Here is a 17,934-nt window from a genome sequence, read left to right on the forward strand (position 1 = left end):
GTTTTGACAATTAATTCAATTGCTGGATGCCTGCCAAGACCCAGCCGCTATTGCCGCTGACGGGTTTCGACATATTCCACACTTCCGCGAACGGTTCCGCTGCCGCACCCTGCGCCGAACGGATCAGGCCCGTAAACTTCACGCTGGCCAGGTAATCGTTAACGCTGGTCTCGATCCCCATCAATTCGGCGTCGATGGTGACGACATCGGTAAAGTCCGGCTGCGCGCCCCGTTCCTGGATTTGCATGCGCAGTTCCGCATACACTTCCGGCGACGTGAATTCGCGGATATCGTTGACGTCCGCCTTGTCCCAGGCCGCTTGCAAGCGAATGAAATTGCTTTTCGCGTGGCGCAGGAAGGCTTCCTTGTCGAAGTCGCTTGGCACGCCCCATGGCGCGGCAACTGGTGCCGGGACCGGGACCGGCTTGTCCAGGCCGACGCCGGACGAAACGGGCTGCAGCGGTGGAATGCGCGAACCAATGTCAGGCACGTTGCCGGCCGGTGCCGGCTGGTTGCCGCCAAAGCCCGCGAACGGCGCATTGCCGCCGGCGTTGCTGTCACGCTTGCCGCGCACCATGCGGTAGATGAAGAAGACCACGCCGGCCAACAAGGCCACCATCAGCAGGGTGCTGATCATGCTGGCCAGGGCGCCGCCCAGGCCGAAATGCGACAGCAGCGCGCCCAGGCCCAGGCCCAGCAAGGCACCGCCCAGCAAGCCCTTCCAACGGCTCGGGGCCTTGGCGGCAGGCGCCGGCGCGGGGGCCGGTGCAGGTTGCGCCTGGCGTGGCGTGGCAGCCGGTGCCGGGGTCGGCGCCGGTGCGGGCGCCTGGCGGCCCACGTTTTGCGACTGGCGGCCAAACGAACGGCCACCGCCCATGGGTCGGGCCAGCGCCTCGCCCAGCATGGATACCGTGGTCGCGGCCAGCATCATGCCGACCATAAATTTCTTCAATTTCATTCCATCTCCTAAAATCACCAACATTGATGCATTACATCTTGATACCGGTATGCAAAGCGGCAATGCCTGCCGTCAAATTGTAGTACTGCACGCGCTCCAGGCCCGCCGTTTCCATCATGGTCTTCAGCGTTTCCTGGTCCGGGTGCATGCGGATCGATTCTGCCAGGTAGCGATAGCTTTCCGCGTCGCCGGCGATTTTTTTTCCGAACCACGGCAAGACCGAGAACGAATACAGGTCGTACGGCTTTTGCAGGGGAGCGGCCACCTTGGAAAATTCCAGCACCAGCAGCTTGCCACCCGGTTTCAGCACGCGGCGCATTTCCGCCAGCGCCACATCCTTGTGCGTCATGTTGCGCAGGCCAAAGGCCACGCTAACACGGTCAAAATAGTTATCGGGGAATGGCAGTTTCTCCGCGTCACACAACAAGGTGGGGGTGAGCAAGCCGCGATTCAAGAGGCGGTCGCGGCCTACGCGCAACATCGATTCATTGATATCGGTCAACCAGACTTCGCCGGTGGGGCCCGCCTGCTTGGCAAATGCCTTCGACAGGTCGCCCGTGCCGCCGGCGATGTCGAGCACCTTGAAGCCGGGGCGCACGCCCGCATTGGCAATCGTGAACGTCTTCCACAGACGGTGCAGCCCGCCCGACATCAAGTCGTTCATCACGTCGTATTTGGCAGCGACGGAATGGAACACCTTGGCGACTTCGCGCACTTTGTCGTCTTCTGCAACTGTTTTGTATCCGAAATGGGTCGTATTGGTCATGGTAGGCAGTCTGTTTGAACTTGGGAGCATTATACAAGCGGCAGGCGCATTTCCCCGTGACGCCGGAGAAGGTATTGCCTTTCCACTGCATTCGCAGCAAGCATTGCCGCCCGGGCATACGCCGCCAGCGCCCCCGGCCGGTCGCCGTGGCGGCGCAGCAAGTCGGCCCTGGCCGCATGCAGATAATGCGATTGCGCCAGGCTGGGCACGGTTTCCAGCCGCGCCAGCCAGGCCAGGCCGTGTTCGGCGCCATGCGCCATGGCACAGGCAATCACCGCATTGAGCAAAATCAAGGGTTCCGGCTTGTGCCGCAGCAAGGCGCCATACAGGGCGCTGATCTGGCGCCAGTCCGTCTGGCTGGCTGCAGCCGCTTTGGCGTGCAAGGCGGCAATGGCCGCCTGCAATTGATATGGTCCTGGCGCGCGCGTCGGCAAGGCTACTTCCAGCACGGCCAGTCCCTCGGCAATCAAGTCACTCTGCCACAGGCGCCGGTCTTGTTCTTCCAAGGTCAGCAAATATCCTTCGGGCGAGAGGCGGGCCGGGCCGCGCGACGCCTGCAGCAGCATCAGGGCCAATAAACCCTGCACTTCCGGCCGGCCGGGCTGTAAAGCGTCGAGCAGCCGTCCCAGCCGCAGCGCCTCCGCGCACAGGTCCGCGCGCAGCAGGGTGTCACCCCCGCTGGCGCAATAGCCTTCGCTGAACACCAGATAGATTACCTGCAGCACTTGCGCCAGCCGTTGTGGCCAATCTTGCGTCCGCGGCAACTCGAAGGGGATGCGCGCTTCGGCGATCTTGCGTTTGGCGCGCAATAGCCGCTGCGACAGGGCCGCTTCCGCCAGGCCGAAGGCCCGCGCGATCTCGGCCGTGGACAAGCCACACAGGGTGCGCAGGGCCAGCGCCACTTGCGCCTCGGGCGCCAGCGCGGGATGGCAACAGATGAACAGCAGGCGCAAACGGTCGTCCTCGATGGCGTGCGTTTCTTGAATCATGGCCGCCGGCAGACTCGACAGCACAGCCTCGGCATCGCTGATGCTCTTGCCCGCCCGACGCACCTGATCGAGGCCCGCGTTACGCGCCACGGAACTGAGCCAGGCGGCGGGATTATCGGGTATGCCCGTGCGCGGCCACAGTTCCAATGCCTTGCGGCATGCTTCCTGCAGCACATCTTCCGCCAGGCCCAGGTCACCGAAACGCCGCATCAGGCTGGCCAGCACCCTGCCCCGCTCCTGGCGAAAGACATGCTCGACGGTCGACATGGCGTCGCAGATCATCGTCAGGCCGTGACGGGCCGTACTTCGATAGTGCCCAAAGAGGCTATCGGACAACGCGCAGCCCAGGCCAGCGCCTCGTCCAGGTTGACGCAGGCTAGCAGATAGTAGCCGCCCAGTTGCTCCTTGGTTTCCGCAAACGGCCCATCCGTGATGACAGGCTTGCCATTTTGCACACGCACGCTGGTGGCGCTGTCCACGGACGCCAGCTCGGCCCCGCCGCGCAGCACGCCGGCCGCTTCCAGAGCTTGCGTATAGCTGGCAAAGTCGGCCATCAGGCTGGCCATCTGGCCCTCTTCCATGGCTGCATAGCACGCCTCGTCGGCATAGATCAGGATCATGTATTCCATAGTCTCTTCTCCAAAAGAAAAATGCCCGCAAGCGCGGGCATTCATACGACGAACGGGGCGGCGGTTTTCCGACAGATTACCGCATTATGTTTTTTGCTTAATGTTTATGCCCGCAGCTCGGGCCATGCACATGACCGCCGGACGCTTGCTTGACCGTCATGTCGGCCTTGGCATCGCGGCCGCTATCGCCCGGGTAGCCGGCCGCCGTCAGACGATCCAGGTAATCCTGCCACAGGGTCGCTTGCTGCGCGCCCAGCTTGTACAGGTAGGCCCAGGTGTACAGGCCGGAATTGTGGCCATCGCTGAAAGTCGGCTGCACGGCGTAGTTGCCGACAGGCTCGATGCCCGTGATGCCGACCAGGCGTTTTCCTAGTTGCAAGGTTTCCTGGCCCTTGCCATGGCCCTGCACTTCGGCCGACGGCGAGTACACGCGCAGGTATTCGAACGGCAGCGCAAATGTGCTGCCATCATCGAACGCCACGTCGAGCACGCGCGACTGGTTGTGCACGGTCAAGCCGGTCGGTTGGGGTGTTGCTACTTTTTCAGTCATGACAATACTTTATGCGGATAAACGTTGAATGATGGCGGCGCGCAGTGCCGGCAACAGGGCGCGGCGCGCGGCCAGCACGGCCGGTGCCGTCTCGCGCTGCATCACCGCCCAGCTGGGATGTGGGAAATGCGCATCGTCGCGGTAGCGGGGAATCACGTGCCAATGCACGTGCGGCGTCATGTTGCCGAAACTGGCCACATTGACCTTTTCCGGTTGCATGACTTCGCGCACGGCCAGCTCGACTTGCCACACGACTTCCATGACATAGTTGCGCTCACCGGGCGTCAAATCCGTCATTTCCTTCACGTGTTTGTTCCAGATCACGCGGCAAAAGCCGGGGTAGCCTGGATCGTCGACGGCCACCACGGACAGGCGCTCGCTACGCCACAGCAAGGTTGCACAACCCTGCTTGTTGGCGAAGCTATCGAGCAACTGACATAAATCACAGGTCAAGGAGGTCACACGAGCACCCGTTCAATGCCACCGTCATTCGCGCGTTTCACGTAATCCGGCATCCAGTTCTCTCCCAGCAAATGTTTGGCGATCTCGACGACGATGTAGTCGGCCGTGGTGCCCGAATCGTCATTGTAGCGCGACAAGCCTTGCAGGCACGATGGGCAGCTGGTGAGGATTTTGACGTCGCCCGTGAACCCGTCACCGCGCAACTTGTCGGCGCCCTTGACCATCTCTTCTTCCTTGCGGAAACGCACTTGCGTGGAAATGTCGGGACGCGTGACGGCCAGGGAACCCGATTCGCCGCAGCAACGGTCATTTTTCTCGATCTTCACGTTGTCTACCGTGCTGATCAGGGAATTGATGGTCTTTCCCGACTCCTGCAGCTTCATCGGATTATGGCATGGCTCGTGGTACATATAGCGCGTGCCGTTGACGCCTTCCAGCTTGACGTTTTTCTCCAGCAAGTACTCATGGATATCCATGATGCGGCAGCCGGGGAAAATCTTTTCAAATTGATACGTCGCCAGCTGGTCATAACAGGTGCCGCACGAGACGAGCACCGTTTTGATATCCAGGTAATTGAGCGTGTTGGCCATGCGGTGGAACAAGACGCGGTTGTCCGTCATCATCTTCTCGGCCTTGTCGAACTCGCCAGCGCCCCGCTGCGGATAACCGCAGCACAGGTAACCGGGCGGCAAGACCGTCTGCACGCCCACTTCCCACAGCATCGCCTGCGTCGCCAGGCCCACTTGCGAGAACAAGCGCTCCGAACCGCAACCGGGGAAGTAGAACACGGCTTCCGTATCGGCCGTGGTCGTCTTCGGATTGCGGATGATGGGAATGACTTTATCGTCTTCGATGTCGAGCAACGCGCGCGCCGTTTTCTTCGGCAGGTTGCCCGGCATCTTTTTATTGATGAAATGGATCACCTGCGCCTTGACCGGTGGCTTGCCTGTCGATGGCGGCGGCGCCTTGGTCTGCTTCTTGGCAAATTTCTTCAGCAAATCGTGGCCCAGGCGCTGCGCCTTGTAGCCCCAGTCGATCATGACCTTGCGCGTGGCGTTGATGGTCACGGGATCGGTGGCGTTGAGGAACAGCATCGTTGCCTTGGTGCCGGGATTAAAACTCTTCTTGTCCATCTTGCGCAGCAAGTTGCGCATGTTCATCGACACGTCGCCAAAGTCGATATTGACGGGGCAAGGCGTGACGCATTTATGGCACACCGTGCAGTGATCGGCCACATCCTCGAACTCTTCCCAATGCTTGATGGAAATGCCGCGGCGCGTCTGCTCTTCGTACAGGAAGGCTTCAATCAGGGACGAGGTCGCCAAGATCTTGTCGCGTGGCGAGTACAGCAAGTTGGCGCGCGGCACGTGGGTCGCGCATACGGGTTTGCACTTGCCGCAGCGCAAGCAATCCTTGACGCTGTCGGCGATGGCGCCGATATCGCTTTGCTGCATGATCAGCGATTCGTGGCCCATCAGGCCGAACGATGGCGTATAGGCATTGCGCAAGTCGGCGCCCATGCCCGGCAGATTCAGCAATTTGCCTTTATTAAAACGGCCTTCCGGGTCGATGCGCTGCTTGTAGCTGCGGAACTCGCCGATTTCTTCTTCCGTCAAGAATTCCAGCTTGGTAATGCCGATACCATGCTCGCCGGAAATGACGCCATTCAGCGAGCGGGCCAGTATCATGATGCGGCCCACGGCTTGGTGGGCATCTTGCAGCATTTCGTAATTGTCCGAGTTGACGGGCAAGTTTGTGTGCACGTTACCGTCGCCCGCATGCATGTGCAGCGCGACAAACACGCGGCTACGCAGAATGCGCGCATGGATGGCGGTCGCCTCATCAAGGATCAGCTTGAAAGCGGCGCCGTTGAAGATCTGGCGCAGTTGCGCACGAATCTCTTGCTTCCAGGTAATGCGCACGGTACGGTCCTGCACCACGTCAAACAGGGTGGCAGCGGGCTGCGTTTCCAGGCGTGCATCGAACACGGGCAACAAACGCTCCAGGCCCAGTTCAGCCAACTCGTTTTTCACGTCCGCCAGCGGACGGTCCAGCTGGGCCAGCAGATAGGTCCAACGTGCCGTGACTTGCGCCAGCAATTGCTGCGCCTGCTCGGCGCGGTCGCCCAGCATTTCAGCGTCGTCGACCCGGTCGTCCGACGCATCGTCGCTCTTGCCAATTGGCAAGTTACCCTTGGCAAAGAATTCACTGAGGGCATCGGCCAGTTGCAGCTTGTTCTTGATCGACAGTTCGATATTGATGCGCTCGATACCATCGGTGTATTCGCCCATGCGATTCAGGGGAATCACCACGTCTTCATTAATCTTGAACGCGTTGGTGTGCTTGGCAATGGCCGCCGTGCGGGCGCGATCGAGCCAGAATTTCTTGCGCGCTTCCGCGCTGACGGCAACAAAGCCTTCGCCCACGCGGGTGTTGGCGATGCGCACCACTTCCGACGCCGCTTGCGCGACGGCATTTTCATCGTCGCCGACGATGTCGCCAAACAAGGCCATCTTCGGCAGCACGCCCCGCTTCGACTTGGTGGCGTAACCGACGGCGCGCAGGTAGCGCTCGTCCAGGTGTTCCAGGCCCGCCAGGCGGATGGTCGTGTATTGTTCGCCCTTGGCCGGCAAGCCATCGAGGTAATCCTTGATTTCCACGATCGATGGAATCGCGTCGCGCGCCTGGCCAAAGAATTCCAGGCAGACGGTACGGGCGAACTTCGGCATCTTGTGCAAGATCCAGCGCGCCGACGTGATCAGGCCGTCGCAGCCTTCTTTCTGGATACCCGGCAAGCCGGCGAGGAACTTGTCCGTCACATCCTTGCCCAGGCCTTCCTTGCGGAAGCGGCGGCCGGGAATTTCCAGGATTTCCGTCTTGAACGGCGCGTTTGGTTTCGTCGCGTCGCGCGTACTCGGGTGGCGCCATTCCAGCTGGAAACGTGCCAGTGCGATATCGTGGATTTTGCCCAGGTTATGGTCGAGACGCGTGACATCGAGCCAGTCGCCGTTCGGGTCGACCATGCGCCACGAAGCCAGGTTGTCCAGCGCCGTACCCCACAGCACGGCCTTCTTGCCGCCCGCATTCATGGCAACGTTACCACCAATGCAAGAGGCGTGCGCCGAGGTCGGGTCGACGGCAAACACGAAGCCGGCCTTTTCCGCCGCTTCCGATACCTTGTTCGTGATCACGCCCGCGCCCGAATTGATCGTCGCGTATTCCTGCGTGAGGCCGGGCAAGAGCGTCATTTCCACGGCGCCCAGGGTAATCAGTTTTTCCGTGTTGATGACGGCCGACATCGGCGTCAGGGGAATCGCGCCGCCCGTGTAGCCGGTGCCGCCGCCGCGCGGGATGATGGTCAGCCCCAACTCGATGCAGCCTTTCACCAGGCCGGCCATTTCTTCTTCCGTGTCGGGCGTCAGGACGACGAACGGGTATTCGACGCGCCAGTCGGTGGCGTCCGTCACGTGCGACACGCGCGTCATGCCATCGAAACGCACATTGTGTTTTTCCGTGTAGCGCCCCAGCACCTTGACCGTGCGCTTGCGCAAGTCATAGGTCTTGCGGAACTCGTCGCCGAAATCGGCCACGGCCTTGCTGGCCGCTTTCAGCAGCAGTTCCACATTGTGGCTTCGCGCCTGCGCCACTTCGGGCGCTTCGCCACTAACCGCGACATCGCCGCCGGCCGCATCGATGCCCAGGCGGCGCTTGTCGACTTCGGCCAGGCGGTGATGCAAGGCATCGATCAAGCCTTGGCGGCGCTTCGGGTTATCGAGCAAGTCATCTTGCAGGTAGGGATTGCGGCGCACCACCCAGATGTCGCCCAGCACCTCGTACAGCATGCGGGCCGAACGGCCCGTCTGGCGGGCGCCGCGCAGCTCGTCGAGCAGGCGCCAGGAGTCCTCCCCCAACAGGCGTATGACGATCTCGCGATCGGAAAACGACGTGTAGTTATACGGGATTTCGCGCAGGCGGCTTGCTGCGGGACCATTCGGCGTTTCTGCCAGTAAAGCTTGGAGTTGTGCGGGAGCGTTCATGGAGTATGGTGACGATGTGGACTGGGCCCTAAAGGACCATTTTATCTTATTGCGCCGCAGCATGCGGGAACAGCCTTAGCCCGCCTAAGGTTTAAGCACCTCGCCCACCACCATAGCAAATACGGGAAAGCTTACTTTTTCATGAATAAAAAATCAGTTTTCCTGATTTTTTGACGTGAAACTGCCAAGAATCGGACTCAGCCACAAACTATCAATCTGCCCAAAAATAGGGCAAACAGGCGTTGCAATACGTACCATCGCCATCACGCCAGCATTTGTCCGATCCGGTGCCATACGCCGTCTGGCACGTACAACAGCAAGCCCGTCATGGTCAGGTAGCGCGCGCACTTGCCGATGGCCATGTAGGCCACGCTGGGCCAGAATGGCAGCTTGAGCCAGCCCGCCAGCGTGCACAGGGGGTCGCCCACGAGCGGCAGCCAGGCCAGCAGCATGGTCTTGGCGCCATAGCGGGCCAGCCAGCGGAACCAGCGCGTGTCGCGCTCCTTGGCGAACGCCTGTTTGGCACGGTAGCCCATCCAGTAGTCGACGATGCCGCCCAAGGTATTGCCCAGGGTGGCGACGCCGATGGCGGCCCAGAACAACGCGGGATTGGCCTTGATGACGGCAAACACGGCCGGCTCCGAGCCGAGCGGCAGCAAGGTGGCGGAAATAAAGCTGATCAGAAAGATCGATGTCAGCCCGACTTCCGGCGCTGCGATCAGCTGCAGCAGCCAGGCGATTGCGGATTCGATCATGGAACACTTCGCGATGCAGTAAGGCTCTCCATTATAATGAAGCGCAGCTTGCGCGCCGCACAATCCGCGCCGACCAGCCAGGGCTCACCGGCCCCTAGTTCCACAGAGCATTATTTGTCGCCAGGCTATCCGCCGCCGCGCCGCCGCTATCGACCGACACGCTCCAGAGCCTTTCTGGCCCAGAATCACTTGCTAGCAGACTATGAACATCGACTACCTCAAGAAAATCCTGACCGCCCGCGTCTATGACGTCGCCACCGAAACGCCGCTGGAACTGGCCCCGGCCCTGTCGCAGCGCCTGAACAACCAGATTTACTTCAAGCGCGAAGACATGCAAAGCGTGTTCAGCTTCAAGATTCGCGGCGCCTACAACAAGATGGCCCAGCTCAGCGATGCGGAACGCAAGCGCGGCGTCATTTGCGCCTCGGCCGGCAACCATGCCCAGGGCGTGGCCCTGTCGGCAGCGCGCATGGGTTGCCGCGCCGTCATCGTCATGCCCACCACCACGCCCCCCGTCAAGATCGACGCCGTCAAGGCGCGCGGTGGCGTACATGTGGAAATCGTGCTGCACGGCGAGTCCTACACGGATGCTTATAACCACGCGCTGACCCTGGAAAAAGAACAGAAGCTGACCTTCGTGCACCCGTTCGACGATCCGGACGTGATCGCCGGCCAGGGTACGATCGGCATGGAAATCCTGCGCCAGCATTCCGGCCCCATCCACGCCATCTTCGTCGCCATCGGCGGCGGCGGCCTGATCGCCGGCGTGGCTGCGTACGTGAAACAGATTCGCCCCGACATCAAGATCATCGGCGTGCAAACGGTCGATTCGGACGCCATGGCGCGCTCGCTGAAAGCGGGCGAACGCGTCACCCTGCCCGACGTGGGGCTATTTTCGGACGGCACGGCCGTGCGCCTGGTGGGCGAAGAAACCTTCCGTTTGGCACAGCAATATGTCGATGAAGTCATTATCGTCGACACGGACGCCATTTGCGCCGCCATCAAGGATGTGTTTACGGATACGCGCAGCATCCTGGAACCGGCCGGCGCACTGGCCATCGCGGGTGCCAAGGCCTATGTGGAGCGGGCCAGCCTGAGCAAGCACCCGGTCGTCAACCAGACGCTGGTCACCATCGCCTGCGGCGCCAACATGAATTTCGACCGCTTGCGCTTCGTCGCCGAGCGTGCCGAGCTGGGCGAGTTCCGCGAAGCCGTGTTTGCCGTCACCATGCGCGAACAGCGAGGCAGCTTCAAGCGCTTCTGCTCACTCATCGGCGCGCGCAACGTGACGGAATTTAATTACCGCATCAGCGATGAAAAAGCCGCGCACGTGTTCGTCGGCATTCAAATTGCCGACAGGCATGAATCGGGCGTGCTGGCGAAGACATTCGAGGAACACGAATTCAAGACGCTCGACCTGACGCACGACGAGCTGGCCAAGTCGCACATCCGCCATCTGGTCGGTGGCAAGAGCCGGCTGGCCCAGGACGAGCTGCTATACCGCTTTGAATTCCCAGAGCGCCCCGGTGCGCTGATGCGCTTCCTCGACAGCATGGCGCCGAACTGGAATATTTCCCTGTGTCATTACCGCAGCCAGGGCGGCGACGTGGGCCGCATCCTCATCGGCCTGCAAGTGCCACCCGACGAGATGGGCGAGTTTGCCCGCTTCCTCGACACCCTGGGGTACCGTTACTGGGATGAAAGCAGCAATCCTGTGTATAAGCTGTTTTTAGGTTAAGCATCACCTCCCAACGGCGACTACTCGCCGCTGGGGGAATTAGGCTACCATGCGTGCTTGACTGAATTCACGCCACACGACCATGACCGCCACCCACGACCTCGCCGAACAATCGCCCCTGGGCAAAAACTCCGCCTACCGCAGCGATTACGCACCGGAACTGCTGTTCCCGATTCCCCGCCAAGGCAAGCGCGATGAATTGGAACTGCACGGCACACTGCCGTTCTTTGGCCTCGATATCTGGAATGCCTACGAACTGTCATGGCTGAACCAGCGCGGCAAGCCGCAGGTGGCCATTGCCAAGGTCAGCGCGCCGGCCGATTCGCCGAACATCATTGAATCGAAATCGTTCAAGCTGTACCTGAACTCGTTCAACCAGACCAAACTGGACGGCCCGGATGCGCTGCTGGCCCTGCTCAAGCAGGATTTGTCGATGGGTTTTGGCGCGCCCGTGCAAGTGGAACTGACCTTGCAGGAAGATTTTGGCAAGCTCAAAATGGGCGAATTCGATGGCGTACTGCTCGACCGCCTGGACCTGGAAATTACCGAGTACACGCCTTCGCCGCAACTCTTGAAGGCAGCGCTGGATGAGGCTCCGGTGGAAGAAAAACTCGTCTCACACTTGCTCAAATCGAATTGCCTGGTGACGGGTCAGCCGGACTGGGGCAGCGTGCAGATCGCGTATGCAGGACCACAGATCGATCAGGAAAGCCTGTTGCGCTACCTGATTGGTTTCCGCGAACACAATGAATTCCATGAGCAATGCGTGGAGCGCATCTTTGTCGATATCTTGCGCCAGTGCAAGCCGCAAAAACTGTCCGTGTATGCGCGCTATACGCGCCGCGGCGGACTCGATATCAATCCGTGGCGCAGCAACTACAGCACGGGCGCGATGCCGGCCAATCTGCGTAATGCGCGCCAGTAACACGGCGCAACACCTTGAAATCATGCCAACAGGAATGTTGGCGGTGTTTTAAAACAACGTTGCAGTAGTGCCCCAGTGCAGGTCAGAGACGCTGAAAAATCGGAAAATCGGCATTCGGCGGCGGAAAAACCGGCGCGCCGCGTGTTTTTAATCAAGAAATAGCCGATACACCCCGGTGTTGGTTTTTTGCCAAAATGATGGCGACATGGGCTGTAGCGCACACTGCGCCCACAGCGGGCGTATACTGTTGAGAATTGGCGTTACAGGCCGCAGAAACAGGCCTATAATTCGGCTCGCAAGCCCTCTGCGCATTGCACCATTTCATTGAGTGTCATGACTAATCTTAGCAAAATACTATCCCTCGAAAACGTCCTGCTGGACCTGGAAGTCTCCAGTAAAAAGCGCGCCTTCGAGCAAGCCGGCCTGATCTTCGAAAACAACTACGGCATCGCCCGCTCTACCGTTTCGGACAATCTGTTTGCCCGCGAACGCCTGGGCTCGACAGGCCTGGGGCATGGCGTGGCCGTACCGCACGGCCGCGTCAAGGGCAGCAAGACCTTGAAAGCGCCGCTGGGCGCCTTCGTGCGCCTGGCCGAGCCGATTCCCTTCGAGTCGCCCGATGGCAAGCCCGTCAATCTGCTGTTTTTCCTGCTGATTCCCGATCATGTCACCCAGCAACATCTGGAAATTTTGTCGGAAATTGCCGAAATGTTTTCCGACGATGCTTTCCGCACGGCGCTGGCCACGGATCCGGAACCGAAATCCGTGCATTCGCGCATCGTCAATTGGCAACCCAGTCTGCAAGCGGCGGGTTAAACTTCAGGTATTCCTCCACTCCTGAAGAAGACTGCCATGTTGCAAACGCCACTGACGATACAACGCCTGTACGACGATAATCGTGAAAGTCTGCAACTGGGCTGGTTCGCCGGCTTCCCCGGCGGCGAGCGCCTGATCTCGGGCGATGTCTCGTCGGCCGCCGACCAGGTGGGCCACTTGAACCTGATCCATCCAGGCCGTATCCAGGTCTTCGGCCACCAGGAAATCAATTACTACCAGCGCCTGAAGGTCAATACGCGCACCCACGTGATTGGCGAACTGATCGCTGGCGGCCCGCCCGCGCTGATCATCGCGCAAGGGTTGGAAACCCCGCCCGACATCCTCGCCATCTGCGACGAGCAAAACATTCCCCTGTTCTCCACCCCGCTGCCGGCCGCGCAAGTGATCGACTTCCTGCGCGTCTACCTGTCGAAAAAGCTGGCGCAGCGCATCATCATGCATGGCGTGTTCATGGACGTGCTGGGCGTCGGCGTGCTGATCACGGGCGACTCTGGCCTGGGCAAGAGCGAGCTGGGCCTGGAACTGATTTCGCGCAGCCACGGCCTGGTGGCCGATGACGCCGTGGAATTCTCGCGCATCGCGCCGAACATGATCGAAGGCCGCTGCCCGCCCCTGCTGCAAAACCTGCTGGAAGTGCGGGGCCTGGGCTTGCTCGACATCAAGGCCATCTTTGGCGAAACGGCCGTGCGCCGCAAGATGCGCTTGAAACTGATCGTGCATCTGGTGCGCCGCAACGCGCTGGAAGAAGAAGTCGAGCGCCTGCCCTTCCTGTTCCCCACGGAAGACGTGCTCGGCTTGCCCGTGCGCAAGGTTGTCATCCCCGTCGCCGCCGGCCGCAACATCGCCGTGCTGCTGGAAGCGGCCGTGCGCAATACGATTTTGCAACTGCGCGGCATCGATACCTTGCAGGAGTTCATGGAGCGGCAGAGATTAGCTATGAGCGGTGACTAGTCTGCAGTGGAGTTCACCCTTGCAAGGGCGAACCGTTGCGCAGGCGGAGAGCAGCGCTCTCCGAAATCCCTGCGACACCAACGTTTGGCGATGAGTGGGGATTGAGAGCTCGGTAAGACACCAGCATTTGCTTAACCAACACTCCAGTCCAAATTGCAATAATTTGTAAAGATAGTTGCCTCGGGAGCGCAGCGCCGATCTTTATTGTATGATCGGCGTATGCATATCGTCCTTATCACCGGAATATCCGGCTCCGGTAAATCCGTCGCGCTCAATGTGCTGGAAGATACCGGCTATTATTGTGTCGACAATCTGCCACCGGCCTTGCTGCCCAGTTTGGTGCAAACGCTGCTCGACGAAGGGACGCCGCAACTGGCCGTCGCCGTCGATGCGCGCAGCGCCGAGTCGCTGACCAGCCTGCCACACAATGTGGCGCTGCTGCGCGACCAAGGGCACGACGTCAAGGTCATGTTTTTGACGGCGACCACGCATTCCCTGGTGGCGCGTTTCTCCGAAACGCGGCGCAGCCATCCCTTGTCGCACGAATTGCGCCCAAATCAGAATCCGGCCAGCCGCCGCACCCTGATCGAATGCATCTCGGAAGAGCGCGAACGCCTGTCTGCCATTGAACAGCTGGGCCATGTGATCGACACCTCGGAACTGAGCGCCAACAAATTGCGCGCCTGGATCAAGGATATCGTCGCCGCCGAACGCGCCCCGCTGACCCTGTTCTTTGAATCGTTCGCCTTCAAGCTGGGCGTGCCGCTGGACGCCGATTTCGTCTTCGACGTGCGGGCCTTGCCGAATCCCTATTACGACTTGGCGCTGCGCCCGCTCGACGGACGCGACGCGCCCGTGATCGCCTTCCTCGACGCGCAACCGAGCGCGCTGGAACTGCTGGCCGACATCCGCGCCTTCATCGAGAAATGGTTGCCGTCATTCAAGTCCGATAACCGCAGCTACCTGACGGTGGCCCTGGGTTGCACGGGCGGCCAGCACCGCTCCGTGTACATGGCGGAACGGCTGGCGCAATACTTCGGCCCCAACGAGCGCGTGGTTCTGCGCCACCGCGAGCGCTCTTAATTAATTCAGACGGTAAAGCGGATGTGCGGCGGCCGGCCAGACGGGAGCGAAGAAACGCGCCACCATGGCCGCATCGACCTCGTCCAGGCTGGATGGATTCCAGCGGGGCGCATTGTCCTTGTCGACCACCAGCGCGCGCACGCCCTCGATCACTTCGCCATGCTCGAAATTGTGGCGTACCACCGTGCGCTCCATGCGCAGGCAATCGGCCAGACCCAGGTGGGCGCCCCGCTGCAGCAATTCCAGGGTCACCGACATCATCAGCGGCGAACGCAGACGCATGGCCGCCAAGGCCTTGCTGGCGAACACGCTGTCATCCTGCGCCAGCGAAGCCATGATGGCGGCAACAGAAGGGGCGCCGAAATGGCGGTCCAGCGCCGCGCGCGCCGCGGCCAAGACAGAAGCGCCCGCCTCGGCCTGGAACGGTGCCGCCAGCGCCTTGATGGCCACCGGCAAGGCCTCACCCGGCGTCGATTCGAACAGGTCCAACAGCGCCCCCATGTGCGCCTCAGGCAGGTACACATCGGCCAGGCCCGTGTACAGGGCATCGGCCGCGTTGATCGTCAAACCCGTCAAGCCCAGGTACAGGCCCAGCTGGCCCGCCAGGCGGGAAAGAAAATAGCTGCCGCCCACGTCCGGGAACAAGCCAATATTGACTTCCGGCATGGCCATGCGCGTGCGGCCCGTGACGATGCGCAGGCGGTTGCCTGGCCCGGCTTGCGCCACGCCCATGCCGCCGCCCATCACCACGCCATCCAGCACGGCGATATACGGTTTCGGATAGAAATGAATTAAATGATTTAAGGCATATTCTTCCGTAAAGAAATCTTCCAGTTGGGCACTGCCGCCTTGCGGCGTGGCCAGGCCCGCATCGTAAAAGAAACGGATGTCGCCGCCGGCGCACAGGGCTTTTTCACTACTGGAACGGATCACGACGGCGTCCACCTGCGGATCGTAGCGCCAGGCCAGCAAAGCCGCGCTCAGCGCGCGCACCATGTCCAGCGACAAGGAATTCAAGGCTTTCGGGCGGTCGAGCACGATGTGGCCCGTGCGGTTGCGAATGGAGGTCTGGACGAAGTCGCTCATGGCAAAATGAAAAAAAGTGAGAACGGGAACATTCTAGCGCTTGCGAGGGGAATATTGCGTTTGACAGGTCCGGGCGCAAAAAAGGGCGCAATGTGCGCCCTTAGTTGATCACAACCGGTTCAAAGTCGCAGGCCGTAGAACACGTGGGAAAACCGTAGCGAGCGGATGTGAGTTGTGGCTGAGAAGCGGAGCTGTGCATATGCACAGTAAGCATCGGAGGCCGCAAATCGCGACGCGCAGTAGGTTTTTTGGTGTTCTTAGGCGGCGGCGAATTCTTCGTCCGAGTTGTCTGGCAGATGCTTGATCGCCTCTTTACCGTGCCCTTGCACTTTGGTTTTGTACTTCATCACTTGCCTGTCCAACTTGTCGATCAGGGTATCAATCGCGGCATACAGGTCTTGCCCCAGGCTTTCCACGTAGACGGTCTTGCCACTCAGACGCAGGTTGACTTCAGCCTTTTGACGTTTTTCTTTCTCTTTGAGGTTATCCACGGTCAGAATCACGGCAATATCGATGACTTGATCGAAATGACGTTTCACGCGTTCCAGCTTCGTTTGTACGTATTCACGGATGGCTGGTGTGACTTCGAGATGATGTCCGCTGATGGTGAGATTCATACACACTCCTAAAGATGATCGGGTTCGTGCGGTCCATCGACTCCGGCCCGCAGAGGAACCGAAAAAAACTTACAAACACTTACGCAGGCTCACTGGCGGAATTTTCAACGCTTCCCGGTATTTGGCAACAGTACGTCGCGCAATCACCATGCCTTGTTCCCCCAGCATGTCCGCAATCTTACTGTCGGATAAAGGATTTTTAGGGTCTTCTGCTCCTGTCAGTTGCACGATCAATGCCCGTATCGCCGTCGATGACGCTTCGCCCCCCGCTTCGGTGGCGACGTGGCTACCAAAGAAATATTTCAACTCAAACATGCCATGCGGGGTCAGCATGTACTTTTGAGTTGTTACCCGCGAGATAGTACTCTCGTGTAAACCCAGTGTATCAGCTATTTCACGGAGCACAAGGGGGCGCATGGCAACGGCCCCATGCGAGAAAAAGTTCTTTTGTCTTTCTACTATCGCCTGCGCCACGCGCAAGATCGTGTCAAAGCGCTGGCGCATATTCTTGATCAGCCACTTGGCTTCCTGCAACTGTGCGCCCATGGCGCCCTCACCTTTGCCCTGCTTGAGCAAGTTGGCGTACATGGCGTTGACGCGCAGGCGCGGCATGACGTCGTTGTTCAGGGTGACTTGCCAGCCATTGCGCGCGCGCTTGACGACGACGTCGGGCACCACGTAATCGGACACATCTGAGGCGAAGACGGCACCCGGATGCGGATTGCACTGGCGAATCACGGTCTGCGCTTCGCGCAAGTCTTCCTCGTCGCAATCGAGGGCTTTTTTCAGCTTGTTGAAATCGCGCTGGGCAAACCAGGCCAGGTGCTTTTCCACGATGACGAGGGCCATGCGCCGCGTCACCATGGCGATATGCGGCAAACGCTTGATTTGCAAGGCAAGGCATTCGGACGCATTGCGCGCGCCCACGCCGGGCGGATCGAAACTTTGCAGCAGGGACAAGGCCGTGCGCAACTCGTCGGCGTCGATTTCCAGCTCTTGCGGCAGGCGTGCCAGGATGTCGTCGAGCGACTCTTCCAGGTAGCCATTGTCGTCGAGCGCGTCAATGATCAGCTCGACCAGCGCGCGGTCGCGCAATTCGAGCACCGTCACGCGCATCTGCTCCATCAAATGTTCGCGCAGGGTGCAGTGATGGGCTTCAAGTTGCGGGCGCGAATCTTCGTCGTCGGGCGCCTTGCCCCGGCTCGCCTCGCTCCAATCGCTGTCGCCGCCATCCGCTGCGGCCGGGCTGTCGCCAGCCTCGCCATCAAAGGTCTCCGCTTCGGCCGGCGCTGCAGGCGCCTCCTGGCTTGGCGGCTGGGGCGGTGCATCGGCCGGCGCGGCCGTGGAACTCAAGGCGCCATCGGACAGCAGGCGCAGCGAACGGTCGAGCGGATCGTCGAGGCGCTCGAGCAAGGGATTGTCCGTCAGTAATTGCTCTAGTTCCTGGTGCAATTCCAGGGTAGACAATTGCAACAGGCGTATCGATTGCTGCAACTGCGGCGTCAGTGCCAGGTGCTGCGAAGTGCGCAGCTGCAATGATTGTTTCATTGG

Annotated in this window: 16 protein-coding genes; 5 read left to right on the top strand and 11 right to left on the bottom strand. The window is 60.4% G+C overall.

Features of this window, described 5'->3' with window-relative positions; genetic code table 11:
- Positions 1–10 precede the first annotated feature (10 nt).
- The 8 genes from ACQ4W7_RS16690 to ACQ4W7_RS16725 all read right to left on the bottom strand — a co-directional run bounded on the left by ACQ4W7_RS16690 (position 11) and on the right by ACQ4W7_RS16725 (position 9,146).
- A complete protein-coding gene (locus ACQ4W7_RS16690; protein WP_436531855.1) occupies positions 11–958 on the bottom strand; it encodes a Tim44 domain-containing protein in 948 nt (315 codons plus the stop codon).
- 31 nt (positions 959–989) lie between these two features.
- Positions 990–1,724 (bottom strand): bifunctional demethylmenaquinone methyltransferase/2-methoxy-6-polyprenyl-1,4-benzoquinol methylase UbiE, encoded by a 735-nt coding sequence (ubiE, locus tag ACQ4W7_RS16695; RefSeq protein WP_426073328.1) that lies wholly within the window; start codon positions 1,722–1,724, stop codon positions 990–992.
- Positions 1,725–1,753: 29 nt separating this feature from the next.
- Positions 1,754–2,995: an RNA polymerase sigma factor gene (locus tag ACQ4W7_RS16700; protein WP_436531857.1), complete on the bottom strand. Its 1,242-nt coding sequence runs from the start codon at positions 2,993–2,995 to the stop codon at positions 1,754–1,756.
- Positions 2,996–2,997: 2 nt separating this feature from the next.
- Entirely contained in the window at positions 2,998–3,342 is a 345-nt protein-coding gene (locus ACQ4W7_RS16705; protein WP_436531859.1) for a YciI family protein, read from the bottom strand.
- 97 nt (positions 3,343–3,439) lie between these two features.
- Positions 3,440–3,892 carry a gamma-butyrobetaine hydroxylase family protein gene (locus ACQ4W7_RS16710; RefSeq protein ID WP_426073331.1) on the bottom strand — a complete coding sequence of 151 codons (453 nt, stop codon included), beginning with the start codon at positions 3,890–3,892 and terminating at the stop codon, positions 3,440–3,442.
- A gap of 9 nt (positions 3,893–3,901) precedes the next feature.
- Positions 3,902–4,345, bottom strand: coding sequence for an HIT family protein (locus tag ACQ4W7_RS16715; RefSeq protein WP_436531931.1), 444 nt, complete (start codon positions 4,343–4,345; stop codon positions 3,902–3,904).
- 5 nt (positions 4,346–4,350) lie between these two features.
- Positions 4,351–8,391: a DUF3683 domain-containing protein gene (locus ACQ4W7_RS16720; RefSeq protein WP_436531861.1), complete on the bottom strand. Its 4,041-nt coding sequence runs from the start codon at positions 8,389–8,391 to the stop codon at positions 4,351–4,353.
- Between the two features lie 263 nt (positions 8,392–8,654).
- On the bottom strand, positions 8,655–9,146 hold the full coding sequence (locus ACQ4W7_RS16725) for a YqaA family protein (RefSeq protein ID WP_426073333.1): 492 nt from the start codon (positions 9,144–9,146) through the stop codon (positions 8,655–8,657).
- A gap of 202 nt (positions 9,147–9,348) precedes the next feature.
- Here ACQ4W7_RS16725 and ilvA point away from each other — a divergent pair, with 202 nt between their 5' ends.
- From ilvA to rapZ, 5 genes are all read left to right on the top strand, one after another.
- Positions 9,349–10,884 (top strand): threonine ammonia-lyase, biosynthetic, encoded by a 1,536-nt coding sequence (gene ilvA, locus ACQ4W7_RS16730; RefSeq protein ID WP_426073334.1) that lies wholly within the window; start codon positions 9,349–9,351, stop codon positions 10,882–10,884.
- A gap of 82 nt (positions 10,885–10,966) precedes the next feature.
- Positions 10,967–11,809, top strand: a complete 843-nt coding sequence (queF, locus tag ACQ4W7_RS16735; protein ID WP_436531864.1) for an NADPH-dependent 7-cyano-7-deazaguanine reductase QueF — start codon at positions 10,967–10,969, stop codon at positions 11,807–11,809.
- Positions 11,810–12,142: 333 nt separating this feature from the next.
- Positions 12,143–12,625 (top strand): PTS sugar transporter subunit IIA, encoded by a 483-nt coding sequence (locus ACQ4W7_RS16740; protein WP_071079718.1) that lies wholly within the window; start codon positions 12,143–12,145, stop codon positions 12,623–12,625.
- 36 nt (positions 12,626–12,661) lie between these two features.
- Entirely contained in the window at positions 12,662–13,597 is a 936-nt protein-coding gene (hprK, locus tag ACQ4W7_RS16745) for an HPr(Ser) kinase/phosphatase (protein WP_034753337.1), read from the top strand.
- 219 nt (positions 13,598–13,816) lie between these two features.
- Complete coding sequence (gene rapZ, locus ACQ4W7_RS16750) at positions 13,817–14,680, top strand: RNase adapter RapZ (protein WP_426073336.1); 864 nt, start codon at positions 13,817–13,819, stop codon at positions 14,678–14,680.
- Here the strand turns inward: rapZ and ACQ4W7_RS16755 are convergent, their stop codons facing one another.
- The 3 genes from ACQ4W7_RS16755 to ACQ4W7_RS16765 form a co-directional block, all read right to left on the bottom strand.
- Entirely contained in the window at positions 14,681–15,766 is a 1,086-nt protein-coding gene (locus tag ACQ4W7_RS16755; protein ID WP_436531866.1) for an enoyl-CoA hydratase/isomerase family protein, read from the bottom strand.
- Between the two features lie 257 nt (positions 15,767–16,023).
- A complete protein-coding gene (gene hpf / locus ACQ4W7_RS16760; protein ID WP_426073338.1) occupies positions 16,024–16,383 on the bottom strand; it encodes a ribosome hibernation-promoting factor, HPF/YfiA family in 360 nt (119 codons plus the stop codon).
- A 69-nt stretch (positions 16,384–16,452) separates the two neighbouring features.
- Positions 16,453–17,931, bottom strand: a complete 1,479-nt coding sequence (locus ACQ4W7_RS16765; protein WP_426073339.1) for an RNA polymerase factor sigma-54 — start codon at positions 17,929–17,931, stop codon at positions 16,453–16,455.
- Positions 17,932–17,934: the final 3 nt, after the last annotated feature.

The sequence above is a fragment of the Janthinobacterium algoris genome (assembly GCF_051380935.1).
Classification (GTDB): Bacteria; Pseudomonadota; Gammaproteobacteria; order Burkholderiales; family Burkholderiaceae_D; genus Janthinobacterium.

Excerpts from the sequence above, each read along its gene's own strand:
- queF (WP_436531864.1), top strand. The coding sequence starts at position 10,967 with ATGACCGCCACCCACGACCTCGCCGAACAATCGCCCCTGGGCAAAAAC.
- ubiE (WP_426073328.1), bottom strand. The coding sequence starts at position 1,724 with ATGACCAATACGACCCATTTCGGATACAAAACAGTTGCAGAAGACGAC.
- ACQ4W7_RS16740 (WP_071079718.1), top strand. The coding sequence starts at position 12,143 with ATGACTAATCTTAGCAAAATACTATCCCTCGAAAACGTCCTGCTGGAC.
- rapZ (WP_426073336.1), top strand. The coding sequence starts at position 13,817 with ATGCATATCGTCCTTATCACCGGAATATCCGGCTCCGGTAAATCCGTC.
- ACQ4W7_RS16765 (WP_426073339.1), bottom strand. The coding sequence starts at position 17,931 with ATGAAACAATCATTGCAGCTGCGCACTTCGCAGCACCTGGCACTGACG.
- hprK (WP_034753337.1), top strand. The coding sequence starts at position 12,662 with ATGTTGCAAACGCCACTGACGATACAACGCCTGTACGACGATAATCGT.
- ACQ4W7_RS16725 (WP_426073333.1), bottom strand. The coding sequence starts at position 9,146 with ATGATCGAATCCGCAATCGCCTGGCTGCTGCAGCTGATCGCAGCGCCG.
- ACQ4W7_RS16700 (WP_436531857.1), bottom strand. The coding sequence starts at position 2,995 with ATGATCTGCGACGCCATGTCGACCGTCGAGCATGTCTTTCGCCAGGAG.
- ACQ4W7_RS16705 (WP_436531859.1), bottom strand. The coding sequence starts at position 3,342 with ATGGAATACATGATCCTGATCTATGCCGACGAGGCGTGCTATGCAGCC.
- ilvA (WP_426073334.1), top strand. The coding sequence starts at position 9,349 with ATGAACATCGACTACCTCAAGAAAATCCTGACCGCCCGCGTCTATGAC.
- ACQ4W7_RS16710 (WP_426073331.1), bottom strand. The coding sequence starts at position 3,892 with ATGACTGAAAAAGTAGCAACACCCCAACCGACCGGCTTGACCGTGCAC.
- ACQ4W7_RS16720 (WP_436531861.1), bottom strand. The coding sequence starts at position 8,391 with ATGAACGCTCCCGCACAACTCCAAGCTTTACTGGCAGAAACGCCGAAT.
- ACQ4W7_RS16755 (WP_436531866.1), bottom strand. The coding sequence starts at position 15,766 with ATGAGCGACTTCGTCCAGACCTCCATTCGCAACCGCACGGGCCACATC.
- hpf (WP_426073338.1), bottom strand. The coding sequence starts at position 16,383 with ATGAATCTCACCATCAGCGGACATCATCTCGAAGTCACACCAGCCATC.
- ACQ4W7_RS16690 (WP_436531855.1), bottom strand. The coding sequence starts at position 958 with ATGAAATTGAAGAAATTTATGGTCGGCATGATGCTGGCCGCGACCACG.